Here is a 25,834-nt window from a genome sequence, read left to right on the forward strand (position 1 = left end):
CGTTTCTGCACTTCGGTGGGCTACCTGCCACCGTTTCACCAACAGATTTTCATTCTGCCCAGGCACTCGCCGGGTAGCGAAACCAGAAAGCCGGAAAAATCATGGGTCAGGTTCTGGACAACATCTCACAGTTCGCCGACGAGATCCGCGCCGACGGAGTCGAGGGCGACAAGCTGATGCGCTTGACGGACGGCAGCGCGAAGCGCTTGCGCGACTCCGGCGTCATCCGGATGTTCCAGCCGAAGGAGTTCGGTGGCCTCGAGGCGCATCCGCGTGAATTCGCCGAGACGGCAATGGCTATCGGCGCGATGGACGGTGCCACGGGCTGGGTCAGCGGCATCGTCGGTGTTCATCCGTGGGAGCTTGCGTTCTTCGACCGCAAGGCTCAGGAAGAGGTGTGGGGAACCGATCCCGATACGTGGATGGCGTCGCCGTATGCGCCGATGGGTGTGGCGAGGCCGGTCGAGGGCGGGTACATCCTCAACGGTCGCTGGTCGTTCTCCTCGGGTACCGATCATTGTGACTGGATCATGATCGGTGCGATGGTCGGTGACGAGTCCGGCAAGCCGTTGATGCCGCCGAAGCACCTGCACGTGCTGTTGCCGCGTTCGGATTACGACATCGACCAGGACAGCTGGAATGTCGTGGGCCTACGCGGAACCGGGTCGAAGGATCTGATCGTCAAGGACGCATTCCTGCCGACGTACCGCACGATCGACGCCGGAAAGGTGTACGACGGGACGGCGTGGAAGGAAGCGGGCCGTACGGAGACGTTGTACAAGTTCCCGTTCTCGTGCATTTTCCCGTTGGGGATCACCTCGTCGTTGATCGGTATCGCCGAAGGTGCGTTGGCGTGCAACATGGCGGCGCAGCGTGAGCGTGTGACGGTCAGTGGTGTTCCGATCAAGGAAGATCCGTACGTGCTGTTCGCGATCGGTGAGGCGGCGGCCGAGATCGCTGCTTCTCGGGCTGCGATCTTGGAGACGGTGGATCGTTTCTGGGACATGACGGAGAAGGGGCAGGAAGTTTCGTTCGAGCTTCGTGCGATCGGTCGCCGTACGCAGACTGCTGCTGCGTGGCGGGCGGTGCGTGCGGTGGACGAGATCTTTGCTCGTTCCGGTGGTGGGGCTTTGCAGTTGAACACGCCGATGCAGCGGTTCTGGCGTGATGCTCATGCCGGTCTCGCGCACGCGATCCACGTACCTGGCTCCATTTTCCATGCGTCGACGCTCTCGCAGCTCGGCGGCGAACCGCAGGGTATCCACCGCTCGATGATCTAGTCCCACAAATACTTTCGAAGCAAGGACGGTTAGGCATGACTGAAATTCGGGGCCTGGGGTATCTCAGGATCCAAACGCAGGACGTGGCTCGCTGGCGCGAGCTCGTGGTCGACGGACTCGGCCTCGCGGTCGGTAGTGGCCCGGAAGCCGACGGCCTCTACTTGCGCCTGGACGAGCGTCGTGCGCGACTGATCGTCCTGCCCGGTGAGACGGACAAGGCTCTCGCAGTGGGCTGGGAAGTGCGAGATCAGTTCGCGCTCCAGCGTGTTCGTGAAGCAGTGGAGAAGGCCGGAGTCGAGGTCGAGGTTCTTTCCGAGGTCGACGCCAGCTACCGCGATGCCGAGCAGGTCATCGCATTCGACGATCCCAACGGTAACCGAGTCGAGGTCTTCTTCGGACCGGTACTCGACCACAGCCCGTTGGTCACCCCGCACGGCGGCCGTTTCGTCACCGGCGATCAGGGCCTCGGCCATGTGGTGCTTCCGGTTACGCGTTTCGACGAGGCATACACCTTCTACACCGAGGTGCTCGGATTCCTCCCGCGCGGTTCCATCCGTCTCGGCGGTATCGATGCGCCGCCGCCGGCTCGCCGCGTTCGCTTCATGGGTGTCAACCAGCGCCACCACAGCCTGGCGTTGTGCCCGGCGCCGCCGGTTGACGAGCCCGGTCTCGTGCACCTGATGATGGAAGCCGAGACTCTCGACGCCGTCGGTCAGGCTCTCGATCGTGTTGCCAAGCTCGGCTTCTCGATCTCCTCGACGTTGGGTCGCCACACGAACGACAAGATGGTGTCGTTCTACGTGCGCGCACCGGGTGGATGGGATCTGGAGTTCGGTTGCGAAGGTATGCTTGTCGACGAAGCCTTCTACACCGCTGAGGAAATCACGGCCGACAGCTACTGGGGCCATGACTGGTCCGAGAGTGAACCGCTGGCTGCGTTCACTCCCAAGAGCTAGCTCTTACGCAACGAAAAAGCTCGGTCCCAATGCATATCGGGGCCGAGCTTTTTCGTGCGATAGATCAGGAAGCTGCTGCGGCCAAACCGGTTTCGAGGTCGGCGAGAATGTCGTCGATCCCTTCGATGCCGACCGCGAGGCGGACGAGCCCCGGCGTGACGCCCGAAGCGAGCTGCTCCTCGGGGGTGAGCTGCGAGTGCGTCGTCGACGCGGGGTGGATGACGAGTGAGCGAACGTCACCGATGTTGGCGACGTGGCTGTGCAACGTCAGCGCGTTGACGAACTTCTTGCCTGCGTCGACTCCACCGGCGAGCTCGAACGCGACGATGGCGCCGGTTCCCTTGGGAGCCAGCTGCTTTCCGCGCTCGTGCCAGGGCGAGGATTCCAGTCCGGCGTACGCGACCGACGTGACCTCGGCGCGGCCGTCGAGGAACTCGGCAACCTTCTGTGCGTTGGACACGTGGCGCTCGATGCGCAGGCTCAAGGTCTCGATGCCCTGCGAGATGAGGAAGGCGTTGAACGGTGCGATGGCCGAGCCGAGGTCGCGCAGAAGCTGAACGCGTGCCTTGAGGGCGTAGGCGGGTGCGCCGAGATCGGCGAAGGTGACGCCGTGGTAGCTGGGATCCGGAGTGGTGAAGTTGGTGTGGCGTCCCTGGGTCCAGTCGAAGGTGCCACCGTCGACGATGACGCCGGCGATCGCGGTACCGTGTCCGCCAAGGTATTTGGTGGCGGAGTGGACGACGATGTCGGCGCCGTGCTTCAGCGGCTGAATGAGGTACGGAGTTGCGACCGTGTTGTCCACGATCAGCGGGATGCCGTGCTCGTGGGCGACTGCGCTGATGCCGGGGATGTCGAACACGTCGTTCTTGGGGTTGGAGATGGTTTCGCCGTAGAACGCCTTGGTGTTCGGAAGGATTGCCTCACGCCAGTGATCGAGGTTGTCCGGGTCCTCGACGAAGTCGACGGTGATACCGAGCTTGGGCAGCGTGTAGTGGAAGAGGTTGTACGTGCCGCCGTACAGGCGAGGGCTTGAGACGATGTGGTCCCCGGCCTCGGCGAGGTTGAGGATCGCGAAGGATTCGGCGGCCTGACCGGACGCAACCAGCAGAGCCGCGACTCCGCCTTCGAGGGCGGCGATGCGCTGCTCGACGGCGTCCTGCGTCGGGTTCATGATGCGGGTGTAGATGTTGCCCGGCTCGGCGAGGCCGAAGAGCGCCGCCGCATGGTCGGTGTTGTCGAAGACGTAGCTGGTGGTCTGGTAGATCGGAAGCGCCCGAGCGTTGGTAGCGCTGTCCGGGCCCTGTCCGGCGTGGACCTGCTTGGTTTCGAACGACCAATCGGCGGTCGGATCGGTATCGACGGGGGTGTTCTCGCTCATGAATTCATACTCCGTGGTGAAGGTGGGTTGGTGCGGGTCAGGCGGTTTCGACGACTGTATGCACTGGGACGGGATTGCGGGTGAGATCGAGTACGGGGCAGTGGGCGTCGACCGTTTCCTGCAGTTCCAGGTAGCGCTCGCGGGGTTCGGGGCCGGTCAGGGTGACGACCACGCGGACCTCGGAGAATCCCGGGCGGACGGCGTCGTCGAAGCCGAAGAATCCACGAACGTCGAGGTCACCTTCGGCCCTGGCCGAGATGTCGTCGAGAGCGATACCGAGTTTGTCCGCCCAGACGCGGTAGGTGACCACCTGGCAGGAGAGCAGGGAAGCAAGGTAGTACTCGACAGGATTGGCTGCGGTGTTCTCGCCGCCGAGGGCCGGTGGCTCGTCGACCTCGACGCTGTACTTACCGAGAGAAATGGTGCTGGCAACGGCGTCGTGCGCCTGGGCGGAAGCCTTGAATACGACGTGTGCTTTGCTCGCGTCTTTGTCGATGGCGTCGGCGTTGGCTGCTACGACGGAACTCAGGTGTGAGATGGAGGCGGTGGTCATGACAGAAATGTCCCCTGATCTGGGTGTATATACGAGTATCGACGTGAGCGGCGCTCACGTCGTAGGTCCGATCAGTAGATCGGACACCCGGATGTACAGACATGCGCAAAGTCGACATGGCGCCGCCGCGTCAGCAGCGTGCCCGTCTCGTATGCGCCGATTCCCGTCACAGGAGAGACTGTAACCGGTTCATACCCTTTCCGACCAGACGTATAGGAAATCTGTCTCGGATTATGGTCTGTCATGCGGGCGGCAGTCCGCTCCATCGGGGTGTCCGACGAGTGGCGAAAGCGTCGAGTCCTTCGGCGATGTCCGGAGAGCGCAACACTGCGTCCTTGGCGTCGTCGGTGACCTTCCATCCGTCGGCGTCGGCGTCGGCGTAGAGAGCCTCGATGGCCTTCAGACTCAGACTCACGGAGGTGGGGGAGGACTCGCAGATCTCCGCTGCCATCACCAGTGCCTCGTCGAGTGCCTTACCAGGGGCAGTGACTGCATTGACGACGCCGAGGTCCTTTGCCCGTTCGGGATCGAGTGTGCGGCCGGTGATCAAGAGTTCGCGGGCGACGTTGATCGGAAGCGCGCGAGGCGCCCGAAAGAGTGCTCCGGACGTCGCAACCAGACCGCGTTTGGTTTCGGGAAGGCCGAATTGCGCTGTGGCGGAAGCGACGATCAGATCGCAGGCCAGTGCGATTTCGAAACCGCCACCAAGCGCGTAGCCCTCGACTGCAGCGATCAGGGGCTTGTTCCGCCGGCGCCGAATGACGCCGTACTCACCGCCGCGAGGCATGCGAAGGTCGGCCCGCTCTCGGATATCGGTTCCGGCGCAAAAGATGTTGGGGGTTCCGGTGATGATGCCGACCCACAGATCAGGGTCGTCGTCGAGAAGATTCAGCGCGGCTTCGATTCCCTCGGCAGTCTCACGGTTGATCGCGTTACGGCGTTCTTCGCGTTCGATCCTGACGATGAGAACGCGGTCATGGCGTTCGGTGGAAACAGTCGACATAATTGGACTGTAGTCCACCTATCGGAGGCGGAGGTGCGTCACCTGACGGGACGGACATTGGACACATTCCGGACTGTGGCGAAGACTGTGTTCTGAGGCGGAGAAGGGCAGGTCGACGTGATTTCCAAACGAGAACAGAACAAGCGCGACACCAACGACAGGTTGCTCTCGGCTGCTCGAATTCTGTTCTCGGCGCAGGGTTTCGCCAGCACGACCGTCGACGACATCGCCGAGCGAGCCGAGGTGTCGCGAGCCACCTTCTTCAATTACTTCCAGGGCAAGGACTCGGTTCTCGAGGCGTTGCACAGTGATCATCTCGATCAGCTTGCGGCACTGGTGGATCAGCTCATGGAATCGCCGATGCCGACTTCTGATCGGATCTCCCGGATTTTTCAGGACTTTGCGCAGCAAGCGATCATGCACCCGCGCTATCTGCGCATGGTGACTGCAGAACTCGAGCGCGACTTCGCCTCCTCCGGAGCGGGGGCGGCCCACGATCATCGGTTCCACGTGGAACTTCTGCGGATCGTCACTGCCGGTATCGAAGCCGGCGAAGTGAGATCGGACTACCCGCCGCTCTTTCTCGCACAGATGATCGGTGGTACGTACGGAGCGTTGGTCCGCTTCTGGCGGCAAGACGCCGATTACGACGTGGTCGGAGAATTCGATCGCGGAGCCAGGTACGTCGCGGAAGGCATCGCTGCTCGCTGATCAGGGAGTGGGCACTACCAGAGGCAGCATCTGCTGGACGCTCTCCGAAAGATAGTTTGCGGCAGTCTGATCGCCGGACAGATGGCGCAGCAGGCTCTGCTGGAACAGGCCGTCGAAGATTGCGTACATCGCCGCCGAGGTGACCGATGCCTCTACGTCGAGAAGCTCGGCGTAGCGAGAAACGATGCGCCAGATCATGTTTTCGAGACTCTCGTCGATCGCGGCGACGTCGGCTCGGAACGACTCCTCGAACATCGACTGCGCGCGCAGGTCGTACCAGAGGCGGTGCATCGTGGGTTCTTCGATCATGGTCTCGGCGAGCAGTGCGCCGAAACCGGTTTTCAGTTCCTCCGGTGTCTTCGCGGTGGCGACGATGCCGTCGTAGCGGGTGACGCAGCGTGCCTTGTAGTGGCGCACGCAGTGGGTGATGAGATCGACCTTGTCGCTGAAGTAGTAGTGCAGGACGCCGTGGGAGAACTCCGAATTCTGGGCGATTTCGCGCAGGCTCGTGCGTGCGTAGCCCAATTCGGCCAGGGTTTGCAGTGCGGCCTCGGCGAGTTGATCACGTCGCTCGGAGAATTTGTCGACCTGGCGACGCGACACCTTGTCTGCGTTGGACCGCTTGGCGGAGTCGGACCGCTTCGAGGAGTCGGACTGCTGGCCCGGTGAGCTAGGTGCAGCCTTTTTCCCTGCCTCACTAGGCTTCTCGACTGTCGTGGTCACGATGGCACGTCCTGTTCCCTGCGGTTTCCACAGCGGCACGATCACCGCGTCCGAATCAGTGTAACCCCTGGTCTTTGACGAGCGTGTAACAAAATCTTGACAGTCGTCAAGATTTCTCTTGACACTCGTCCAAAGTTGAATACTCTGTGACTCACACCACTTGGCAGCGTCGCTGTGAACGGTGGCATCGCGAGAGTCGTTTCAGTCATGGAGGCAGTCGAAAATGAGCGTGTTTGATCTCGAGGGACGAAAAGCACTGGTCACAGGTGGTGCCAAGGGGCTCGGAGCCGGAATGGCTGAGGCGTTGGCGAAGGCGGGGGCGTCAGTGATGATCGGCGACGTTCTCGAAGACGAGGGTCGTGCCACCGCAGAGGCTGTTGGTTCGGGCGGAGTCAAAACCGGCTTCGTAAAGCTGGACGTCACCGACGACGCCAACTGGGAAGAGGCAGTCGCCGCCACCGCGGAGACTCTCGGCGGCTTCGACATCCTCGTCAACAACGCAGGCATCGAGATTTCCTCGCTGGTGGTCGACCTCGATCCGAACGACATCCGCCGTATGTGTGAGGTCAACATCCTCGGAACAGCGCTCGGAACCAAACACGGACTGCGCAGCATGCGTCCGGGTGGCGTAGCCGGAACCGGCGGTTCCGTCATCAACATCTCTTCAGTGGCCGCAACCATTCCGTTTCCCGGGATCAGTGGATACTCCGCGACCAAGTCCGCGGTCGATCGCTTCACCAGAGTTGCCGCCGCCGAGTCGGGCAAGCTCGGCTACGGAGTCCGCGTCAACTGCATCTACCCGGGTCTTGTCGCCACGGAGATGGGTCTCGGACTCGCGGCGGACATGGAGAAGCTCGGTCTCTGGCCCAGCGCCGAAGCAGCAGTCGGAGACGTCATCGGCCTCACCCCGCTCGGCCGCCTCGGTGAAGTGAACGACATGGCTGACGCCGTTGTGTTCTTGTCCTCCGACGCCGCGCGATTCATCACCGGAATCGGCCTACCGGTCGACGGTGGCATGGGCATGTAACTCGCCCTTCATTCGTACGTACACCCTTCTCACGTCTTCGAAAGGTTCCACGAACATGTCCGAAAAGAAGCCCGTCATCGTTTACGGCGTCTCCGGGTACACCGGCCGTCTGGTGTGTGAATACCTGCGCGAGTTCAACATCCCGTTCATCGCAGCCGGCCGCGACGCCGCTCGCATCCAAGAGGTCCTCGACAAGATCCCTGGTTTGGACACCGTCGATCACGAGGTCGTCGAGGTCGAGCACACGGTCGAGGCTCTCACCGAATTGTTCACCGGTGCACAGGTTGTCAGCAACATGGTCGGGCCGTTCATCAAGCTCGGCGGCACCGTCGTCGAGGCTGCGTTGAATGCCGGTTGCCACTACATGGATACCACCGGTGAGCAGGACTGGGTACTCGACGTCCAGGAGAAGTTCAGCGACAAGTATCAGGAGAAGGGCCTGCTCCTCTCTCCCGGTATCGCGCAGATGTACACCACCGGTGAGATCGCGGCCAATATCGCACTGGAAACGCCGGGCCTCGATACGCTCGACATCCTCGTGCTGTGGAAGGGATTTCCCACCTACGCGTCCACTCAGACGATCTTCACCATCCTCAAGGCAAACTGGTACTACCTCGAGCAGAACAAGTACGTGCAGTGGGCGCCCGGCCAGACTTTCGACGTCGTCGTTCCGGGCCAGCACGAAACTGCGCTTGCATTGCCGTGGGGCGGAACATGCCACCCGGTGTGGTTCAAGAACGATCCGCGAGTTTCCAACGTCAAGGCTGCGGGCGGAGTGTTCGACCGCACCGTGATGGAAGGCGTTGTCGCGACGCAGAAGATCGTGGAGGAGCAGATCAAGACCCTGCCCGCCGACGAGCAGGAAGCCGCCTTGGCCGAGATCGCCGGATCGGTTCAGGCCGGTATGCCCCCTCGTGAAAATCCGCGCATCAACACCTCACTCGACTCCGTCTACGCGTCGGGCCCGCTGGGTCGCTCGCACGTCGTGATCCACGGAAACTGTAACTACAAGCAGACGGGCCTCCTGCACGCCTATGCAGCGCATTCTCTGCTCCAGCAGGCGCCGAAGCGGACCGGGCTTGCCTCGGCTTGCCAGGCGTTCGGCCATCGCGAACTGCTCGGCGCGCTACGTAGTTTCGGGCTGGCTCTGGAGCCGGAAGTAACCATCAACGCCTAACTCGTCGCCCTCGTCATCATGTTCACGGCTCCCGGCGTGTAGCGCGCCGGGAGCCCCGCCCTGGAGGCTCCCCATGCGTTTGACCGACTATCTCGACAAGGGAGCCTCTCTTGGTTCCACCGCACCGTGTTTGACGATGGGGGAGCGCACTCTCTCCTACGGCGAGGTGCAGCAGTTCAGCCGACGCTTCGCAGCTTCACTCGCGGCTTCGGGCATCGCGCCGGGCGAAAAGGTCGCGATTCTGTCCGGCAACGACCCGATCTCGTTCTCGTGCGTATTCGGAATAAGCCGGGCCGGCGGCGTCTGGTGCCCGATCAACCCTCGCAACGAAGCTGCGGAAAACCGAGACCTGTTGGATTTGTTCGATTGTCGCGCTCTGTTCTTCCAGAAGTCCTATGCGCCGCTAGTCGACCAGATCAAGGATGCGCTTCCCCAGTTGGTGACGCTCGTCTGCATCGACGGCGAATGGGACTCGGCACAGTCCCTCGAAAGCTGGCTCGGGGAAGAAGAACTCGACGCCGCGGCGCCCGACGACGTCACCATGCTGGTCGGCACCGGTGGTACAACTGGACGGCCAAAGGGAGTGATGTTGACCGGGCACAACATCGAGACGATGACCGCAATCACTTTGATGAGTTATCCGTTCGAGGGGCGCCCGGTGTATCTGGCGCTGGCACCGTTGACTCACGCCGCCGGTGTTCTGTGCTTCCCGATCATGGCCCTCGGCGGCGAAGTGGTGATCATGCCGAAGCCCGATCTCGGGTACTTCCTCGCGAACGTTCAGAAGCACAAGGTGACTCACACCTTCCTGCCGCCGACGCTCATCTACATGCTGCTCGAGCACGAGGCCCTGTCTGCCACGGATCTCAGCTCGCTGCAATGCTTCTGGTACGGAGCGGCGCCGATCTCCCCGACCAGACTCGCGGAGGCGATCGACAAGATCGGCCCGGTCATGGCTCAGCTGTTCGGGCAGAGTGAAGCCCCCATGATGATCTCGACGATGTCACCGAAGGAGCACTTCGGCTCGGACGGCACTGTCGCAACGTCACGACTTTCGTCGGCGGGTCGACCGTCGCCGCTGGTGACCGTCGGGATCATGGATGACAAAGGCGCGCTGCTCGGACGTGGCGAGCGTGGTGAGGTGGTGATTCGCAGTTCGTTGGTGATGGCGGGTTATTACAAGAACCCCGACGCAACCGCGGAAGCGTCAGCCCACGGCTGGCATCACACCGGCGATATCGGGTACCTGGACGACGACAATTTCCTGTTCATCGTCGACCGTGCGAAGGACATGATCATCACCGGCGGTTTCAACGTCTATTCGGTCGAGGTGGAGCAGGCGCTCATGGCGTATCCGGGGATTCAGGACTGCGGAGTGATCGGGTTGCCGGATGACAAGTGGGGCGAACGCGTTGTGGCAGTGGTGCAACCGCACCTCGGCGCCGACATCGACGGCGCCGAGGTGATGGCTTTCGTGAAGGCTCGCATCGGAAGTGTGAAGACTCCGAAGCAAGTCATCGTCTGGGACGATCTACCTCGCTCCAAGGTCGGCAAAGTTCTCAAGAACGAGATCAAGAGCGAGCTGACGGGCTGAGGTCACGACTCGCACACCACGTCTTCGGCCGGTAGTGAGCCGTCGAGCAGGTACGAGTTGACGGCGGCGTTCGCGCAAGTATTTGCGTAGCCCGGGAACACCGCATGAGTGCGGCCTGGAACTGTCACGAGCCGTGAGCCTTTCATCGCTTCGTGCATGCCGAGGCCTTCGTCGTACGTCGTGCGGGTGTCACCGGTTGCCTGGATCTGCAATGCCGGAACGTTGTTGTCGATGTCGATCCGCGTAGGGGCCTCACTGCGCCAGAACGCGCACGGCATGATCGTGTTGTGTGTGCCGGCAAAGATCGGCTGATCATCACGGTGTTCCTCCAACTTGTTGCGGTACCACTGGGGATCGCTCGGCATCGACACATCTCCGCAGACGATGGCGATTGTCCCGGCATAGTCAGGACCGGTTCCCAGTTCGGTCTGGAACCATGCCTGCATCAATCCCGTCAGCTGGGGATGGATGTTCTCGACGGTCTTGCCTGCGGCGAGATCGCGCAACTGAACCAATACCTGTGCGAATGCCTCGCTCTCCTTCTCGGTGTCGCCGGTTCCGTTGACGTACATCAGGAATGGAAGGACGTGATCGTCGACGGCATGGTCACCGATCTGTATCGGAGTGGTGGCCGCGTCCGAGATCAGCTTCTCGATGAGGGCGCGAACTTCGGCGGGCGTCGATCCGAGTGCATAGGTGGAGTTGTGTTCTGCTGCCCACTGCGAGAATCCGTCGATCGCTTTCTCGTTGGCCGGGCCCATGTCCTGGAACATCTCGTATCCGTATTTCTTCGGATCCGGTGCACTGTCGAGAACCACACGGTCGATCCTGTCCGGGAACATTTGAGCATAGGTTGCACCGAGGTATGTACCGTACGACCACCCGAAGTACGACGCCTTCTCCTGGTCGAGGGCGCCACGAATCACATCGAGGTCTCGGGCGATGTTTTGAGTATTGATGTGCGGCAGATAGTCCGGGTACTTGTCCCAGCATGTGTCAGCGGCCTCGCGTGCGAGCGCAACACTCTCGTTCCATCCCTCGTCCGTGGTGCCCGGCGACCGCATCCATGTCATCTGTTCGACGCCGCAGTCGATCGGTGTGCTCTTGCCGAGTCCTCGGGTATCCATGCCGATGACGTCGTATGCCGCTGCGACTTCCGGTGTCATGCCCGCATTCAGAATCTCGGGCAATCCCAGTCCTCGGCCACCCGGGCCACCAGGGTTGGTGAGCAGGATCCCGCGTCGCTGTGCGGGGTCGGTGGATGCGACCCGCGAGATCGCCACTTCGATCGTCTTGCCGTCAGGGGCGGAATAGTCCAAAGGTACTGTGACCATGGCGCATTCACTTGCGGTCGACGTTCCGGTATCTGTGGCGCATGGCCCCCACTCGAGATCCTGTTCGTAGAACGCGCTGAGATTCGATTGTGGATCTTCCTGCGGAGTAGCAGGATCCGAGCACGCCGCCAATGCAGGTACGGCGAGTGCGGCAGCGGCGATTGTGGTAGCCAGCCACCTTCGTGGTCGAGGCATGCGTGATCTGGGCATGGTGAATCCAGTCATTGTCGTGTCCTTGTGTTGAGCCCATTTTCGGGCAGTGTTGGTCACCCCACTTCGAATGTGGGGGCTAATCAGGGGTTTTCAGAGGCGGGATTGACGGGCGGCGAACTCCGCGGCCACAGCCTTCGCGAATCTTTCCTGGGTGACGGTTCGTCGATCCGCTTGGTGTTCGCGCAGTACCGCTACCAGCCGGGTGGGGGAAGCGTCCTCCGGTGCAGCCTGTTCGGGTAGCACGCTCTCGGTGAAGTCGCAGAACTGAATGGCAAGGGCCGCAATCGTGTCCGCGTCAGCCGGTGCGTCGGCGAGGGCATACATGCGAGTTATCAATTCGATGGCCTGCTCGCGGTTCGGCTCGGCCAATACCCGGCGATGGGCGGACAGGAGTGAATCGCAGACCTCGGGATCGCCCCCGGAGACCGTGAGTGCGAGGATCAGAAGTTCACGCTCGTTGTCGATCCACGCTGTCGGCGCACCGGCAACGACGTACTGTGCGAGCACTTCCGAAAACGCGTCGGGTAGTTCAGGATCGGCATTGCGGCGTAGCGACTCGATGTGCGCACGCTGAACAGCGATCTGTTCGGCCTTCGTCGCCAATTCCTTGTCGAGGGCATCGAGTGCGGACCGAGTGTCGTGAGCGTCGCCGTCGAGTAGTTCGGCGATCTTGGCAACAGGAATCCCCAGATCGCGCAGGCGGCGGATGCGACTCAGTCGTGCCAGGTCCACCGCCCGGTACATGCGGTAGCCGTTGGGTTGGCGTTGTGGTTCTTCGAGAAGGCCGTTCGAGTGGTAGTAGCGCACGGATCTGACGGTGGTGCCGGCCAATTTGGCCAGCTCGCCGATGGTCATCATCGCCCTGCCCTCCCGTGATCGAATCGGATTCCGTCTGTGAAAACCATTCTCCAACCTTGACGCGGCGTCAGGGTCAAGATTCGCGCCGGAGAACGTGACCGTTGACACTTTAAGGAGGCGGACTTAATCTGACCTTTGTCCTTTACGACATCGTCGATTTCGAGGAAGTGCCCTGATGGCTACCCTTTTTCCTGCGGCAACAATCTTTCCGATCCCCATCGACCCGCTTGCTGCGTACGGTCCACTCGTTGCTCGCCGGAATCCCGAGTCGGTAGTTCCGGCACCGTACGAACACTTTGCGGTCAAGGCGGTCGCGCCGACGATCGGAGCGGAAATCTCCGGTATTCGACTCGGCGGGGGTCTGTCTGATGCCGTGATTGCGGAACTCCGCCGAGCTCTCCTCGAATGGAAAGTCCTCTTCTTCCGCGATCAGGACCTCGACCGAGCGGAACATCGAGCTTTTGCCGAGCGTTGGGGCGATCTCGAACAGCATCCGTTCTTCAAGTACACGCAGCCCGGGCAGACGGACGTCGATGTCACGACACTGGCGAAGGATGCGATGGTCGGCGGAGTCGAGAACAACTGGCACAACGACGTTACGTGGCACGAGTTTCCTTCGTTCGCAGCAGTTCTTCGTGCGGTCGAGGTGCCGGAGGTGGGTGGTGACACTTTGTGGGCCGATACTGCAGCTGCCTACGATCTGCTTCCTGAAGACATCAAGAAGCGTATCGACCCACTTGTTGCAGAACATGATTGGATCAACTCGTTCGGTAGGTCGATGCCGGTGGATGCGGTCGAGATGTTGCGTCCGAAGTTCCCCGCTGTGCAGCATCCGGTGGTTCGGATCATTCCGGAAAGTGGCAGGCGGGTGTTGTTCGTCAACATGACCTTCACGCAACGGATCTTGGGCGTGTCAGAAGAGGAATCGAACGAACTTCTCACGATGCTGTATCGCCACGTCAATCGTCCGGAATTTCAGGTCCGTTTGAAGTGGGAGCCGAATACTGTTGCCTTCTGGGACAATCGGACCTGCCAGCACTACGCGGCCAGTGACTACTTCCCGGCTCGTCGTGTGATGGATCGAATCTCGATTGTCGGGGATCGACCGGTGGGCGTCGGGGGCTGATACGACGCTCAGCACCTCGAGTGTCTACTACGGAAAGTAGTAACGCACCTCACATAGTTTTTCGACGCCTTGTCGATATGATTTCGACAAGGCGTCGATAAAAGTCGGCGTGACTCGTATCGACGACTTTGGAGCTTCCCGAATGTTCCTCGCCCTGCGTGAACTGTGGTTTGCGCGAAATCGATTCCTCTTGATGGGTGCCGTGGTTGCCCTCATCTCGATCCTGATGGTGATTCTGTCCGGCCTCTCGTCCGGACTGGTAAATGACGGTGTCTCCGCTTTGCAGCGGACGCCGATTCAGGCGTTTGCCTTCGCGCCGGACACCAAAGCCGACTCGGCGTTTTCGCGCTCGGTCGTCACCGAGGAGCAGGCGCAGGCATGGCGTATGCAACCCGATGTCCAAGACGCCGAGCTCTTCGGCAACATGATCGTCAATGCAAAAACTCGCAGTGGCACGCCTGTCGATCTCACGCTCTTCGGCATCGAACCTGGCTCCTTCCTCGAGCCCGTCTCCGCCGACGGGAGGGGGCTGCATGCCGACACGGACATCATCGTCAGCTCTACCTTCCGTGACGACGGTGTTGCGATCGGTGACACCGTGATACTCGATCGACTCGGTACGGAGCTGACAGTTGTCGGATTCACCGAAGACAAGCGCACTTTCGGTCACGTCGATGTCGCCTACCTGCCCCTGCGTACTTGGCAGGAGGTTCACGCCGGTGCCAAGATCGGCGAAACCGCCAATGCCAGTGCCTATTCCGAAGCAAGTGTTGTTGCGATTCGGGGCATTGGTGGCGCGTTACCGGATCTCGTGTCGGGCGATGCGGCGGCGGGAACGTCCGCAAAGACGCTCGAGGAATCTTTCGACTCCTCACCAGGGTTCTCCGCGGAAATGATGACTATGTCGATGATCAAGGCGTTTCTGTACGCGATTTCGGCCCTGGTGGTCGGTGCATTCTTCAGTATCTGGACGGTTCAGCGCGGTCGTGAACTCGCAGTGTTGCGCGCGATGGGAGCCTCTACCGGCTTCCTGCTTCGTGACGGCATGGCGCAGGCACTGGTAGTGCTGCTTGGTTCCATCGGCCTCGGTGTGTTGCTGGGCTTGGGGCTCGGTTCGGGGCTCGAAGGCGGGGGGATGCCGTTCGCCCTCGAGTCCGGCCCAGTCGTCAACGGCGCAGTGCTCTTGGCGGTACTCGGGCTGGTCGGCGCAGCCGTTGCCATCGTCCGTGTTACCCGTGTCAACCCGCTCACCGCATTGGGAGAAAACCGATGACCACAGTCGAAAAGACCACAACCGGATTGGTATTGACCGCTGTCAGTCTTCGATTCGGTGACGGTGACTCCACCGTGCTCGCCCTCGACAACGTGAACCTCGAGGTCTCGTGCGGCGAACTTGTCGCGATCGTCGGACCGTCAGGCGCTGGAAAGTCGAGCTTGCTCGCTGTGGCCGGCGGACTCGGTCGGCCGTCGAGTGGAACGATTGTCATCGACGGCGTGGACGTGTCGGCGATGCCGGCCCGTGCTCTCGCCAAACTTCGACGAGACAAGGTCGGCTTCGTCTTTCAGTCCGGCAACCTGATTCCAGCGCTGACGGCGCGCGATCAGCTTCGGCTGATCCCCAAGCTCACGGGGCGGCCGGGTCGCGATCCCGAGGAGTTGCTCGACTCGGTCGGTATGAGTCACCGTGCAGATCGTCGACCCGGTCAACTCTCCGGCGGTGAACGCCAGCGCGTCGGTATCGCTCGGGCATTGATGAGCAATCCCTCGCTACTGCTCGTCGACGAGCCGACGGCTGCTCTCGACCGCAAACGCAGCCATGAGGTGGTCGAACTGCTCTCGCGCGAAACTCACGAGGCAGGCGTCGCTACGATCATGGTGACCCACGATCACGACGTGCTCGGGCACTGCGACCGCATCCTCGAAATGGTTGACGGTCGGTTGCGTCAGAGCGAGTAAGCCCGCGAGGGGACTGGAGGAGATTCGGTGCCGAGGATCGATGCGCCCACTGTGGTCGAGCATCGTGCTGCTCAGCGCCGCGCTCTCCTCGACGCTGCACACGCTCTTCTGTCCGAGGCCCCGGACCGGCCGCCGGGGCTCGGTGAGGTGGCAGCGAAGGCAGGGCTCGCCAGGTCGAGTGCCTACCACTACTTCCGGTCCCGGGAAGATCTCCTCGGTGCCGTCGTCGAAGACATGTTCCCGCGCTGGAACGACAAGATCGTCGAGGCGATGGCAGGCGCAGACGATCCGGTATGGGCGTACGTCGAGGCAAACCTCCAACTGGTTGCCGACGGGGAGCATGCGATAGTCGGAGCGCTGGCGACGCTGACCCCGCAAACGTTTCGAAATTCGCGGATCATGGAAATGCACGACAGTCTTGTGCTTCCGCTGGTCGAGGCCCTTCGCCTCCGTGGCGTGTCGGACCCGAAGCTCACCGCCAAGTTGATCAACTCGCTGGTGCATACGGGTACTGAACTGATCGAATCCGGTTGCAGCATGGACGAAGTCAGGTCCGCCGTGCGTGAGGTCCTCGCGTGACGGGCACCCTCAGGCCGTAATCAGATCCATCCGAAGGTACTCGGTGATGCGGAGCAGCCTCGGGGGTTGGGACACGTCTGAGGAAAGTGCTTGAAATGCTTCGTCTTTCGCGACGAGGCGTGGGGTGCCGAGGCTCACCTCCGTCTCGTCGACCGACAGTCGAGCGCTTCCCGCTTCCAGGACGTTCTGCACCCAGTCCGAGCCTGATCCGTACACCAGAATGAAGACGTAGCCACCCTCGACCGGATAGGCGTCGAGAGGTGTCCGGTAGGTCGTGCCGGATGTGCGTCCGACGTGAGTCAGTACCGGCCATTTACCGCTCGAAATTGCACGCGGGTTGAACACTCGTTTGTTGACATGTCCCCACCATCTCGGCATCGGCATTGTGATCTCCTCTCTCGATCGCCTTACGAGCGTAAGGCGGGCTTACGCCTGTAAGGGTGACTTACGTATGTAAGGTTGTCAACGTATTCGTTCCGCCGAGGGGAGTCTGTGTGTCACGGCAACCGCGACAGTCGCTGAACAGGACTCGCGTAATCGAGGGTGCGATCCGCGTTGCCGACGCGGGTGGTGTCGAGGCCGTCACGATGCGACGGGTGGCCCAGGAGCTGGGCATCGAGGCGATGTCGCTCTACCACCACGTGCCCAACAAAGATGCGATTCTCGACGGCGTCGTCGATGCGGTCTTCGAGGCGATCGACCTGCCCGACAGTGAGTGTGTGGATTGGCGAGACGCAATCCGTGGACGCGCCTTTTCTGCTCGCACAGTCCTGTCGCAGCACCGTTGGGCTCTCGGTCTGCTGGATTCGCGACGCAGCCCTGGCTCGGCGACCCTGCGTCATCTCGACGCTGTGCTCGGAGTCCTCCGGAAGGCCGGGTTCACGCTGCCGATGGCCGCCCACGGAGCCTCGCTGATCGACAGCTATATCGGCGGATATGTTCTCCAGGAGGCGAATCTACCGATGAGCGCACCCGGCGACGTCGAAGAAGTTGCGAGTGACATCCTCGAGCACCTTCCGGCTGAAGAGTTGCCCTTCCTTCACGAGATGATCGTCGATCACGGTCTGAGTCCGGCTTACGACCACACGAGTGAGTTCGCCTACGGTCTCGATCTCATCCTCGATGCGCTCGAGGCGCGTCGCGCATCGGCGGCACCGGTCCTCGAATAGCAACGATTCGTGCCCAGTTGCTCACTCGTACTGGGGTGACGCAAGGTGTGTGCACGCGGATGAGCTGCAGTGTCCCTATTGACAGGTGGCTGTATATACAGGACTATACATTCATCAAAAGTGACCCAAGGCACATTACGTAGATGATGTGATGCACGCCGACCGCGGTGGCCGAGTCCTTCGATCGATGGAGTTCTGATGACTGAACGTCTTCCTGGAGAAGACCGGACGGAAGACGACAATGTCCTGCTCGACGGGAAAGGGTTGTCGGTTCACCGGGTGAACGAAATCGCGCGAGAGCCGGCCGTGATTCGACCTGCCGACGCGGCTCTCGAGCTCACACGGCGGTCATGGGAGACCGCGGTTCGGGTTTCCTCCCGTCAAGCGGTGTACGGGCGCACTACCGGGGTGGGCGGGAATCGCGAAACATCCGTCTCCGACGGTGTGCAGCAGGATCTGAGGCTTCTGAGAAGTCACGCAACGGGATCGGGCCCCAGGCTCCCTGACCGGTTGGTGCGCGCCGCGATCGTCATCCGCACCAACCAGATCCTCAACGGCGGCTCAGGTATGCATCCCGACATCATCGACGGTCTGGTTGCTGCTGTTGCTTCACAGAACCTGCCGACAGTGCACGCACGCGGTGCGATCGGAACGGGTGACCTGAGTGCGTTCTCCGAAATCGCCATGGGGCTGATCGGCGAGAGCCCGCTTCGCGACGGACGCACCGGAATCGGTTGGACTCCGCACCACGGTGATGCACTTCCGTTCATTTCCACCAATGCGATGACGGTGGCGATCGCCGGCGACACCAGTATCGAAGTCGCGGGGTGGCTTCAGCACTGCTTGGTTGTCAGTGTTCTTTCCGTGCTTGCGTCGCGTAGTTCTGTCGAACCGTTTGCTGCACAAGTACAGTCGGCAAGAATGCACTTCGGTCAAGCGGAAGTCGCAGAGCGGGTTCGCGATCTGCTGGCACCACACGACATCACACCCGTGAGAGTTCAGGACTCGTTCGGGTTTCGCGCCCTACCGCAAATCTTGGGTGCCACCTGGCAAGCGGTGCATCGACTGCAGAACACGCTGAGTATCGAGATGAATTCGTCTTCGGAGAATCCGCTGGTGTCGGTCGAAGACGACATGGTGTTCCACAACGGAAATTTCCACGCAATGCCAATAGCCCTTGCAGTCGACGAGGCGAAGTTGGCGGTCGCCAGTGCTGCCCTGCTCTCGCAATGTCGGCTCGCCAACCTCTCCGACCCCGCAGTCACCGGCCTTCGTGCGTTCCTTGCAGACGGTCCCGACGGCAGCAGCGGAACCATGCTTCTCGAATACACGACTTCTGCTGCCATTGCCGAGATCCGCTCGTCGGCGGCACCGGGGTCGTTGGGCCACACGGTAATTTCGCGCGGCACCGAGGATCACGCAAGTTTCGCATCCCAAGCTGCAACTCAATTGGCGGACATTCTTGCCCAATCTCGATTGGTGCTGGCGTGTGAACTGATCTCGGCAGTTCGCGCACTCTCGCAACAACAGCGTGAGCTGGATCCGGCGACCGAGCTCGGCGCGTACCTCGCGCGTGCGCGTTTGGTGCTGGACACGAGGACCGAAGACCGGCCACTCAGTGCAGATCTGAGTGCCGCCGTGAACTTTCTTTCTCAACCGCTCGACCAGTAAGCAGGTGGACCGAATCACAAGTAGGTGTGTGCTCGAACGGAACTCGACCATTTCTCCTGGGTGCGTCCGGACTCAGGTCGACACGAAAGTAGTTCGTAGATGATCAAATTCGACAAGGTCACCAAGGCGTATCCAGACGGAACCATTGCCGTCGATGCTCTCGATCTGGAGTGCCCGACGGGAAAGATCACCGCGTTGGTGGGTCCTTCCGGCTGCGGCAAGACGACCTCACTCCGCATGATCAACAGGCTGATCGAACCGACGTCAGGCACGATTTCGCTCGACGGCGAGTCCACGGCGGGAATGGATCCGGCCCTTCTGCGTCGACGCATCGGGTACGTGATCCAGCACGCGGGTCTCTTTCCCCATCGCACCATCGTCGACAACATAGCGACCATGCCTCGATTGCTCGGTGCGAGTAAAAAGGAATCTCGCACTCGCGCTATGGAATTGCTCGAAACGGTTGGTCTGACGACCAACTTCGCCGACCGCTATCCGTGGCAGCTCTCCGGAGGGCAGCAGCAACGAGTCGGTGTTGCGCGAGCATTGGCTGCGGATCCGTCATTCATGCTGATGGACGAACCGTTCAGCGCCGTTGATCCGGTTGTTCGCGGCCAGCTGCAAGACGAGTTTCTCCGTCTGCAGAAGGAAATCGGAAAAACGATCATCATCGTCACCCACGACATCGACGAAGCGCTGAAACTCGGGGATCAAGTGGTGGTTCTGCGTACCGGCGGCATTCTTGCGCAGGCGGCGACGCCCCTCGAATTGCTGACTCAACCTGCCGACGAATTTGTTGCCGACTTCGTCGGACGTGACCGTGGGTACCGATCGTTGGGGTTCACGACATTGGACGGCGACCTACCGACGGTGTCAGAACCCGTTGCGCATCTGGGCGATTCCGCTGCGGCGGCCCGCGCACTCACCGGCGATACGTGGCTGTTGGTAGTGGATCCCGCGAACAAGCCGCTCGGATGGGTGAGGCCGGACGCGCTCACGGATTGTATCCGCCCGGATGACTTGAATCTCAGTGGAACACTTGCTGATTCCACCGGGACGATGCGCGCTCTGCTGGATGCGGCGCTGTCAGCGCCGAGCAAGCGGGGCGTTGTCGTGGACGACGCCGGACGCCTGGTGGGAACCGTCACTGCGCATGCTGCAGTGGAAGCCATCGAGGCTGCCGATCTGGCTGACGCGGGGAGGGCGCTTCGATGAACTTCGAATGGCTCGGACGTCAGTCCGACCGGATGATGGACTTGGTGGGATGGCATGTTCTGCTGTCGTTGATTCCCTTGGTGATCGGCTTGGTGGTCGCGTTGCCGATCGGCTGGGTCGCCTATCGCAGTCGTCGGTTGCATCCCTACGTGGTGGGGACGGCCGGATTGCTCTACACGATCCCTTCGCTCGCGCTCTTCGTGCTCCTGCCTCCAATTCTGGGTACCAAGATTCTGGATCCGATGAACATCATCGTGGCGCTCACCGTGTACACCGTTGCTCTGCTCGTGCGGGTAGTGGCCGACGCGCTCGATTCGGTTCCGCCGGAGACGGTTCTGGCAGCGACGGCGATGGGTTACCGGCCGTATCAGACGCTGTTGAAAGTACAGTTGCCAGTAGGAGTTCCGGTGATCTGTGCAGGTTTGCGCGTCGCAGTCGTCTCGAACGTCAGTCTTGTCTCACTCGGCGCACTCCTGGGTATTCCGCAGATAGGTTCCTTGTTCACCCAGGGATTTCAGTTGCGTTTCTACACGCCCATCATCGCGGGTATCGCTCTGTGTCTGGTGCTGGCGTTGATCCTTGATCTCCTCATCATGTTGGCGAATCGGCTGTTGACGCCGTGGACCCCGAAAGTGACTACATCATGATCAGCTTCCTTCTCGACGGATCCCACTGGACCGGGCCGGACGGCATCCCCACCCTTCTCGTTCAGCATTTGATGTACACATTCGCCGCGCTGGCGGTGGCTGCGGTTATCGCGATCCCGCTCGGTCTCTACATCGGACATACGGGCCGTGGCTCCGTTGTTGTTGCTGGACTGGCCAACTCGCTACGAGCGCTGCCGACCATCGGTCTGCTGATCCTACTGGTTCTCATCATCGCGCCGTCATTCCCGAACAAACTCGCGTATCTGATCCCCAGCCTCATCGTCCTGGTGCTTCTCGCGATCCCTCCCATTCTCACCAACACGTACGCCGGAGTTCGAGCGGTCGATCAGGCTGCAGTCGACGCCGCGCGGGGGATGGGATTTCGGTCGATGCGGATCTTGACCGAGGTCGAGATTCCATGTGCCCTACCACTCATGTTGTCCGGCATCAGAAGTGCCGTGCTTCAGATCGTCTCCACTGCGACTGTCGCCGCTTACATTTCTTTGGGCGGACTCGGCCGGTTGTTGATCGACGGAAAAGCTCAGAGCGATTACGGCCAGATGGCGGCCGGAGCCGTACTGGTATCGCTGATTGCCCTGGTTTTCGATCTCGGAATCGGAGCACTGACTGCGCGGGTCGTTTCGCCTGGCCTGACCAGGCGCGATCGGAAGAAGAAGACCGAGAAGACCGCCGCCCCCTCACAGCGCACCGCTGTGCCTGAGCCCGCACCGATCTGAGGACGTTCGACATGAAGAAGGTATTGATCGCCGCGTTGGTCGGCGTAACAGCGGTTGCGTTGTCCAGCTGCGGAATCGGCAAGGACCCCTTGGCTACGGACGGCGGCGGTAGTGCTGAGGGCGCCATCGTGATCGGTTCCGCCGATTTTCCCGAGAGCCAACTGATTGCGACCATTTACGCCGAAGCGCTTCGTGCCAACGGTATCGACGTTACCGAGAAGTTGAACATCGGTAGCCGAGAACTCTATGTACCGGCACTGCGCGACGGTTCCATCGATCTGATCCCCGAGTATTCCGGCGCCTTGTTGCAATATCTGGACAGCAAGACAACGGCGACGGCTTCAGATGAAGTATCCGCTGAAATCGATGCGAAATTGCCCAAGGGTCTGGTGGCTCTCGAGCCCTCGCCCGCAGAGGACAAGGATGTACTTGCCGTCAAACAGGAGACGGCGGAAAAGTATTCGCTGGAGACCGTCGAGGATCTGGTGCAGCATGCCGACGAGTTGACTCTCGGCGGACCGCCGGAATGGAAGACGCGCGAAAACGGCGTCGCCGGCTTGAAGACCAAATACGGCCTGACATTCCGGGAGTTCCTGGCACTCGATGCAGGTGGACCCCTCACGCTCAATGCGCTTCTGAGCGGGCAGATACAGGTTGCCGATGTCTTCAGTACCGATCCTGCGATGCGCTCGGAGAACTTGGTTGCACTCGAGGATACGAAGCACCTCTTCCTCGCGGAGAACATCACACCGATCATCAACGAGTTGAAGGCTCGCGATGACGTCCGATCCGTGCTCGCGGGGGTTTCGGCGGCGCTGACCACCGAAGATCTCATCGAGATGAACCAGCGCGTTGCCGATCTCGACGACATGAGTGACATCGCTCAGGACTGGTTGCAGGAGAACTCCCTGGTGCCATGATCGAAGGCCGGGGTGGCGTCCTTGTCGTCGGCCGAACAGACGATATCGATTCGACCCCGCTCGGGGTAGCGTCGCGAAGTCAGGCATGCCTCGACCTCGCGGCGAGCCGTTCCGACCAAGGATGCCGACATGCCGAGAAGCCGACCGCGCACACCCATTGGACGAGTTCGGAACGGCGCAGCCACTACAACCACGGTTGTAGTGGCCGGCGTGTGTCTGGCATCAGGCTGGAACGCCCATGCAGTTTCCGAGTTGCGCTGTAGTTCCGTTCACGACGCCTGGTGGCACCGGACGGGCAATTCTCACCAGCGAGGGCGTCACCGTCATCGAATCACCGCCGGGAACGCTGACTGACCGCGGCGTCGGTGACGGCTCACCGTGGCTCAAATCGAATCGGCCTACGGCAACGATCATTCGACACGGACGATTCAGACTGAGTCAGGCCAATCGATCTTCGTCACCACCGGTGATCCGGGGCAAGTCGGTAATGGCGACCCCGGAGGGTTGATCGGCTTTTCGATTCACGACGGTACGGTCGGGCCTCCTGTGATCGGTGGTGTCCCCGGCTTCGAGTACTGCTCGGGCAATTCGTCGACTTCGACTTCACGATTGCCGACGGCATCCACATCCGAGGGGTGCGGAACGATCACGTACCCCGAGACAGGCGTTGTCGCCGCCATCGGCAATCTGCAAGGCGGCATCACTTGTGAGGTGGCAAAGGACATAGTTTGGAGTGCTCGGACAGAACTCGTGGAATCAGTTTTCAGGCAGTCCCGTAGATCTGCTGGAGGCGCGCCGAGGCTAGCGCTGAACCGGCACGTGCTTCGTGACTATCCGGTGGATCAGACGAGCAGCCGTTCGGGCAGTGCGATTGTCGACGTCGAGGCTCGGGTTCAGTTCGGCGAGATCGAGAACCGCGAGTTTTCCGCTGGACGTGACTCGGTCACATACGTATTGGATGGTTTCGAGGCTGACTCCGTAGGCCGCAGGTGCGCTGACGCCCGGCGCCACAGCTGCAGGCAGGACGTCGAGGTCGATGGTCAGGTAGACCAGATCGACGTCGTCGAGGAAGTCTGCGAGGAACTGATCCACGACGCCTCGGCCGATCGCTCCGCATTCTTCGTCGAGCAGATAGCGAACACCGAGGCGGTGAGCCGTGTCGAACAGTGCCGTGGTGTTGCTCGGTTGGCTGATTCCGATCACGCTGTACTGATGCGAGGTGCCTGCCGCGGCTTCGTCCTCGGCGATCTGACGAAAGGGTGTGCCGGAGCTGGGTATCGGATCGCCCCGCAGGTCGAAGTGCGCATCCAAGTTGAGGATTCCGAGTTTGGCTTCGGCGGTTCGCAACTCGGAGCCCGCGACGCCGAGGTATGTACCGTAGGCGATTTCGTGTCCTCCCCCGAGAACCACGGGGAAGTGTCCCGAATCAAGCGCAGCGCTGACGGCGTTCCCGAGTGCGGCCTGACCGGCCTCGAGTTCTTCACCCGACACGGCAACGGTTCCCGCGTCCTGAATCTGCAGTGGTTCGGCCAGCGCCATGGAAGCCAACCCGGCTCGCAAAGCGTCGGGGCCATCCGCGGCACCGCGGCGGCCCTTGTTGCGGCGGACTCCTTCGTCGCTGGAGAATCCGATCAGAACACAGTCGCCGGGAGCTGTTTCGGCTGAATACGGTTGCACGGCATGATGCCACCGCAGATGCTCGGCAGTGGTGCCGTCGGAGCGCCCGGTCCACGGCTTGGGTTCGATGTCGACTGCGATCTGATGTGCCACGACGGCCTCCCGGTGAGTGTATTTCAGTAGCTTGTGGCGAGTGCGCCGTTTTTCCAGACCTCGCGCACCAGAGGGACGCCCGGGCGGTAGGCGAGGTGGAGGTACGACGGTGCATCGAGCGCGATGGCGTCGGCACGTGTTCCGAGAGAAAGGGTTCCGACGTCGGTGCGCTGCAGCGCCCGGGCGCCTCCTGCAGTGGCTGCCCAGACTGCCTCGGCGGGTGTCATGTGCATGTCTCGCACCGCAATTGCTATGCAGAACGGGAGGCTGGTGGTGTAGCAGGTGCCGGGATTGCAGTCGGCGCCGAGAGCTACGGTGACGCCGGCGTCCAGCAGTGCGCGGGCGTCGGGGTACTTGTTGCGGGTGGAGAAGTCGGCACCTGGCAACAGTGTTGCGACGGTGGAACTCTGAGCCAGGGCGTCGATGTCCTCGGCGGTGACGTAGGTGACGTGATCGACGGATGCGGCTCCCATCTCGACGGCGAGTTGAACTCCTGGCCCTTCGCCGAGTTGATTGCCGTGGACGCGGGGGATCAGTCCAGCGGCGACGCCTGCGCTCAGGACTGCATGTGCCTGTTCGCGGTTGAACGCCCCTCGTTCGCAGAAGACGTCGATCCACTTCGCGTGTGGCGCACAGGCAGGGATCATCTCGTCGCACGCCATGGCGACGTAGTCATCGACGCGGCCGGCATATTCGGGTGGTGGAACGTGGGCGGCCAGCAGTGTGACCTCGTCGGTGAACTGTCCGGCGATCAGTGCGCTGCGTAGTTCGCTCTCGGTGTTCTGCCCGTATCCGGTCTTGCATTCGACGGTTGTGCTGCCCGAGCGCAGGGATTCGTCGAGTAGGCGTCGAACATTGGCCTGCAATTGTTCGTCGGTGGCCGAGCGCGTCGCTTCGATGGTGTTGCGAATACCGCCCGCCGCGTACTTCTCGCCCGCCATGCGAGCTGCGAATTCCTCGGCCCGCTCGCCACCGAACACCAGGTGCGAGTGACTCTCCACGAATCCGGGGAGCAGGGCCCGACCGCCGATATCCTGACCGATATCGGCAGCCGGGGCGTCGGCGGAATCACCGACCCAAGCAACAACGCCGTCCTCGAAAACGATTGCCGCGTCGTGTCGTACGCCGAGCTTGCCCTCACCCAGAGTCGGGTCATTGGTGACGAGGGTTCCGATGTTGGTCAGAACGGTGGTTCGAGAACCATTCGTGGTCAATGTAATTCCTAACTCAGGGTGAG

General features: G+C 61.4%; 27 protein-coding genes. 17 read left to right on the top strand and 10 right to left on the bottom strand.

Annotated features, from left to right (window positions below):
• Nucleotides 1-101: 101 nt before the first annotated feature.
• Nucleotides 102-1,280, top strand: coding sequence for an acyl-CoA dehydrogenase family protein (locus QM609_RS04345; protein WP_003940250.1), 1,179 nt, complete (start codon nt 102-104; stop codon nt 1,278-1,280).
• A gap of 35 nt (nt 1,281-1,315) precedes the next feature.
• Nucleotides 1,316-2,236 (top strand): biphenyl-2,3-diol 1,2-dioxygenase, encoded by a 921-nt coding sequence (gene bphC, locus QM609_RS04350; RefSeq protein WP_003940493.1) that lies wholly within the window; start codon nt 1,316-1,318, stop codon nt 2,234-2,236.
• Between the two features lie 64 nt (nt 2,237-2,300).
• On the opposite strand, the gene QM609_RS04355 is transcribed toward bphC, so the two are convergent.
• The 3 genes from QM609_RS04355 to QM609_RS04365 all read right to left on the bottom strand — a co-directional run bounded on the left by QM609_RS04355 (nt 2,301) and on the right by QM609_RS04365 (nt 5,170).
• Nucleotides 2,301-3,614, bottom strand: coding sequence for a bifunctional o-acetylhomoserine/o-acetylserine sulfhydrylase (locus QM609_RS04355; RefSeq protein ID WP_050656843.1), 1,314 nt, complete (start codon nt 3,612-3,614; stop codon nt 2,301-2,303).
• Between the two features lie 37 nt (nt 3,615-3,651).
• Nucleotides 3,652-4,167: an OsmC family protein gene (locus QM609_RS04360; RefSeq protein WP_050656844.1), complete on the bottom strand. Its 516-nt coding sequence runs from the start codon at nt 4,165-4,167 to the stop codon at nt 3,652-3,654.
• Nucleotides 4,168-4,408: 241 nt separating this feature from the next.
• Nucleotides 4,409-5,170: an enoyl-CoA hydratase-related protein gene (locus QM609_RS04365; protein ID WP_003940058.1), complete on the bottom strand. Its 762-nt coding sequence runs from the start codon at nt 5,168-5,170 to the stop codon at nt 4,409-4,411.
• A 117-nt stretch (nt 5,171-5,287) separates the two neighbouring features.
• Between QM609_RS04365 and QM609_RS04370 the strand changes: the two genes are divergently transcribed.
• Nucleotides 5,288-5,881: a TetR/AcrR family transcriptional regulator gene (locus tag QM609_RS04370; protein ID WP_003940428.1), complete on the top strand. Its 594-nt coding sequence runs from the start codon at nt 5,288-5,290 to the stop codon at nt 5,879-5,881.
• Here the strand turns inward: QM609_RS04370 and QM609_RS04375 are convergent, their stop codons facing one another.
• Nucleotides 5,882-6,484 carry a TetR/AcrR family transcriptional regulator gene (locus QM609_RS04375; RefSeq protein WP_042448650.1) on the bottom strand — a complete coding sequence of 201 codons (603 nt, stop codon included), beginning with the start codon at nt 6,482-6,484 and terminating at the stop codon, nt 5,882-5,884.
• A gap of 343 nt (nt 6,485-6,827) precedes the next feature.
• On the opposite strand from QM609_RS04375, the gene QM609_RS04380 reads away from it, so the two are divergent.
• From QM609_RS04380 to QM609_RS04390, 3 genes are all read left to right on the top strand, one after another.
• Complete coding sequence (locus tag QM609_RS04380; RefSeq protein WP_007732778.1) at nt 6,828-7,631, top strand: SDR family NAD(P)-dependent oxidoreductase; 804 nt, start codon at nt 6,828-6,830, stop codon at nt 7,629-7,631.
• 55 nt (nt 7,632-7,686) lie between these two features.
• On the top strand, nt 7,687-8,808 hold the full coding sequence (locus QM609_RS04385; RefSeq protein WP_003940189.1) for a DUF5938 domain-containing protein: 1,122 nt from the start codon (nt 7,687-7,689) through the stop codon (nt 8,806-8,808).
• Between the two features lie 73 nt (nt 8,809-8,881).
• Complete coding sequence (locus QM609_RS04390; protein WP_050656845.1) at nt 8,882-10,402, top strand: AMP-binding protein; 1,521 nt, start codon at nt 8,882-8,884, stop codon at nt 10,400-10,402.
• Between the two features lie 2 nt (nt 10,403-10,404).
• Here the strand turns inward: QM609_RS04390 and QM609_RS04395 are convergent, their stop codons facing one another.
• Both QM609_RS04395 and QM609_RS04400 read right to left on the bottom strand, forming a co-directional pair.
• Nucleotides 10,405-11,961 carry an alpha/beta fold hydrolase gene (locus QM609_RS04395; protein WP_050656858.1) on the bottom strand — a complete coding sequence of 519 codons (1,557 nt, stop codon included), beginning with the start codon at nt 11,959-11,961 and terminating at the stop codon, nt 10,405-10,407.
• Nucleotides 11,962-12,039: 78 nt separating this feature from the next.
• Nucleotides 12,040-12,807, bottom strand: a complete 768-nt coding sequence (locus QM609_RS04400; protein WP_003940101.1) for a MerR family transcriptional regulator — start codon at nt 12,805-12,807, stop codon at nt 12,040-12,042.
• Between the two features lie 175 nt (nt 12,808-12,982).
• Between QM609_RS04400 and QM609_RS04405 the strand changes: the two genes are divergently transcribed.
• From QM609_RS04405 to QM609_RS04420, 4 genes are all read left to right on the top strand, one after another.
• Nucleotides 12,983-13,933, top strand: coding sequence for a TauD/TfdA dioxygenase family protein (locus tag QM609_RS04405; RefSeq protein ID WP_050656846.1), 951 nt, complete (start codon nt 12,983-12,985; stop codon nt 13,931-13,933).
• A 142-nt stretch (nt 13,934-14,075) separates the two neighbouring features.
• Nucleotides 14,076-15,206 carry an ABC transporter permease gene (locus QM609_RS04410; RefSeq protein ID WP_050656859.1) on the top strand — a complete coding sequence of 377 codons (1,131 nt, stop codon included), beginning with the start codon at nt 14,076-14,078 and terminating at the stop codon, nt 15,204-15,206.
• Nucleotides 15,203-15,889 (top strand): ABC transporter ATP-binding protein, encoded by a 687-nt coding sequence (locus tag QM609_RS04415; protein ID WP_003939803.1) that lies wholly within the window; start codon nt 15,203-15,205, stop codon nt 15,887-15,889. The genes QM609_RS04410 and QM609_RS04415 overlap by 4 nt, the downstream gene beginning before the upstream one ends.
• A gap of 27 nt (nt 15,890-15,916) precedes the next feature.
• A complete protein-coding gene (locus tag QM609_RS04420; protein ID WP_003940236.1) occupies nt 15,917-16,468 on the top strand; it encodes a TetR/AcrR family transcriptional regulator in 552 nt (183 codons plus the stop codon).
• 9 nt (nt 16,469-16,477) lie between these two features.
• Here the strand turns inward: QM609_RS04420 and QM609_RS04425 are convergent, their stop codons facing one another.
• Entirely contained in the window at nt 16,478-16,852 is a 375-nt protein-coding gene (locus QM609_RS04425) for a nitroreductase family deazaflavin-dependent oxidoreductase (RefSeq protein WP_003940550.1), read from the bottom strand.
• A gap of 110 nt (nt 16,853-16,962) precedes the next feature.
• Here QM609_RS04425 and QM609_RS04430 point away from each other — a divergent pair, with 110 nt between their 5' ends.
• The 7 genes from QM609_RS04430 to QM609_RS04460 all read left to right on the top strand — a co-directional run bounded on the left by QM609_RS04430 (nt 16,963) and on the right by QM609_RS04460 (nt 23,335).
• Entirely contained in the window at nt 16,963-17,637 is a 675-nt protein-coding gene (locus QM609_RS04430) for a TetR/AcrR family transcriptional regulator (protein ID WP_003940587.1), read from the top strand.
• A gap of 198 nt (nt 17,638-17,835) precedes the next feature.
• Complete coding sequence (locus QM609_RS04435) at nt 17,836-19,308, top strand: aromatic amino acid ammonia-lyase (RefSeq protein ID WP_003940419.1); 1,473 nt, start codon at nt 17,836-17,838, stop codon at nt 19,306-19,308.
• Nucleotides 19,309-19,407: 99 nt separating this feature from the next.
• Nucleotides 19,408-20,523: an ABC transporter ATP-binding protein gene (locus QM609_RS04440; RefSeq protein ID WP_003940114.1), complete on the top strand. Its 1,116-nt coding sequence runs from the start codon at nt 19,408-19,410 to the stop codon at nt 20,521-20,523.
• Complete coding sequence (locus QM609_RS04445; protein WP_050656849.1) at nt 20,520-21,170, top strand: ABC transporter permease; 651 nt, start codon at nt 20,520-20,522, stop codon at nt 21,168-21,170. The genes QM609_RS04440 and QM609_RS04445 overlap by 4 nt, the downstream gene beginning before the upstream one ends.
• Nucleotides 21,167-21,907, top strand: a complete 741-nt coding sequence (locus QM609_RS04450) for an ABC transporter permease (RefSeq protein ID WP_030536962.1) — start codon at nt 21,167-21,169, stop codon at nt 21,905-21,907. Before QM609_RS04445 ends, QM609_RS04450 begins: the two co-directional genes overlap by 4 nt.
• 11 nt (nt 21,908-21,918) lie before the next feature.
• Nucleotides 21,919-22,827 (top strand): ABC transporter substrate-binding protein, encoded by a 909-nt coding sequence (locus tag QM609_RS04455; protein ID WP_030536963.1) that lies wholly within the window; start codon nt 21,919-21,921, stop codon nt 22,825-22,827.
• Between the two features lie 238 nt (nt 22,828-23,065).
• Nucleotides 23,066-23,335, top strand: coding sequence for a hypothetical protein (locus QM609_RS04460; protein WP_030536965.1), 270 nt, complete (start codon nt 23,066-23,068; stop codon nt 23,333-23,335).
• Nucleotides 23,336-23,348: 13 nt separating this feature from the next.
• Here QM609_RS04460 and QM609_RS04465 read toward each other — a convergent pair whose 3' ends face one another.
• From QM609_RS04465 to hutI, 3 genes are all read right to left on the bottom strand, one after another.
• Nucleotides 23,349-23,507 carry a hypothetical protein gene (locus QM609_RS04465; RefSeq protein ID WP_155277930.1) on the bottom strand — a complete coding sequence of 53 codons (159 nt, stop codon included), beginning with the start codon at nt 23,505-23,507 and terminating at the stop codon, nt 23,349-23,351.
• A 121-nt stretch (nt 23,508-23,628) separates the two neighbouring features.
• Nucleotides 23,629-24,597: a formimidoylglutamase gene (gene hutG / locus QM609_RS04470; protein WP_283337053.1), complete on the bottom strand. Its 969-nt coding sequence runs from the start codon at nt 24,595-24,597 to the stop codon at nt 23,629-23,631.
• 23 nt (nt 24,598-24,620) lie between these two features.
• On the bottom strand, nt 24,621-25,811 hold the full coding sequence (gene hutI, locus QM609_RS04475; RefSeq protein ID WP_030536967.1) for an imidazolonepropionase: 1,191 nt from the start codon (nt 25,809-25,811) through the stop codon (nt 24,621-24,623).
• Nucleotides 25,812-25,834 lie beyond the last annotated feature (23 nt).

Origin of the sequence: Rhodococcus sp. IEGM 1302 (assembly GCF_030056935.1) — a bacterium.
GTDB lineage: Bacteria > Actinomycetota > Actinomycetes > Mycobacteriales > Mycobacteriaceae > Rhodococcus_F > Rhodococcus_F qingshengii.

Bases quoted from the DNA above. Each gene is read 5' to 3' on its own strand.
- QM609_RS04345 (WP_003940250.1), top strand. From the start codon at position 102: ATGGGTCAGGTTCTGGACAACATCTCACAGTTCGCCGACGAGATCCGC.
- bphC (WP_003940493.1), top strand. From the start codon at position 1,316: ATGACTGAAATTCGGGGCCTGGGGTATCTCAGGATCCAAACGCAGGAC.
- QM609_RS04355 (WP_050656843.1), bottom strand. From the start codon at position 3,614: ATGAGCGAGAACACCCCCGTCGATACCGATCCGACCGCCGATTGGTCG.
- QM609_RS04360 (WP_050656844.1), bottom strand. From the start codon at position 4,167: ATGACCACCGCCTCCATCTCACACCTGAGTTCCGTCGTAGCAGCCAAC.
- QM609_RS04365 (WP_003940058.1), bottom strand. From the start codon at position 5,170: ATGTCGACTGTTTCCACCGAACGCCATGACCGCGTTCTCATCGTCAGG.
- QM609_RS04380 (WP_007732778.1), top strand. From the start codon at position 6,828: ATGAGCGTGTTTGATCTCGAGGGACGAAAAGCACTGGTCACAGGTGGT.
- QM609_RS04385 (WP_003940189.1), top strand. From the start codon at position 7,687: ATGTCCGAAAAGAAGCCCGTCATCGTTTACGGCGTCTCCGGGTACACC.
- QM609_RS04390 (WP_050656845.1), top strand. From the start codon at position 8,882: ATGCGTTTGACCGACTATCTCGACAAGGGAGCCTCTCTTGGTTCCACC.
- QM609_RS04395 (WP_050656858.1), bottom strand. From the start codon at position 11,961: ATGACTGGATTCACCATGCCCAGATCACGCATGCCTCGACCACGAAGG.
- QM609_RS04400 (WP_003940101.1), bottom strand. From the start codon at position 12,807: ATGATGACCATCGGCGAGCTGGCCAAATTGGCCGGCACCACCGTCAGA.
- QM609_RS04405 (WP_050656846.1), top strand. From the start codon at position 12,983: ATGGCTACCCTTTTTCCTGCGGCAACAATCTTTCCGATCCCCATCGAC.
- QM609_RS04410 (WP_050656859.1), top strand. From the start codon at position 14,076: ATGTTCCTCGCCCTGCGTGAACTGTGGTTTGCGCGAAATCGATTCCTC.
- QM609_RS04415 (WP_003939803.1), top strand. From the start codon at position 15,203: ATGACCACAGTCGAAAAGACCACAACCGGATTGGTATTGACCGCTGTC.
- QM609_RS04425 (WP_003940550.1), bottom strand. From the start codon at position 16,852: ATGCCGATGCCGAGATGGTGGGGACATGTCAACAAACGAGTGTTCAAC.
- QM609_RS04435 (WP_003940419.1), top strand. From the start codon at position 17,836: ATGACTGAACGTCTTCCTGGAGAAGACCGGACGGAAGACGACAATGTC.
- QM609_RS04440 (WP_003940114.1), top strand. From the start codon at position 19,408: ATGATCAAATTCGACAAGGTCACCAAGGCGTATCCAGACGGAACCATT.
- QM609_RS04445 (WP_050656849.1), top strand. From the start codon at position 20,520: ATGAACTTCGAATGGCTCGGACGTCAGTCCGACCGGATGATGGACTTG.
- QM609_RS04450 (WP_030536962.1), top strand. From the start codon at position 21,167: ATGATCAGCTTCCTTCTCGACGGATCCCACTGGACCGGGCCGGACGGC.
- QM609_RS04455 (WP_030536963.1), top strand. From the start codon at position 21,919: ATGAAGAAGGTATTGATCGCCGCGTTGGTCGGCGTAACAGCGGTTGCG.
- QM609_RS04460 (WP_030536965.1), top strand. From the start codon at position 23,066: ATGCAGTTTCCGAGTTGCGCTGTAGTTCCGTTCACGACGCCTGGTGGC.
- QM609_RS04465 (WP_155277930.1), bottom strand. From the start codon at position 23,507: ATGGCGGCGACAACGCCTGTCTCGGGGTACGTGATCGTTCCGCACCCC.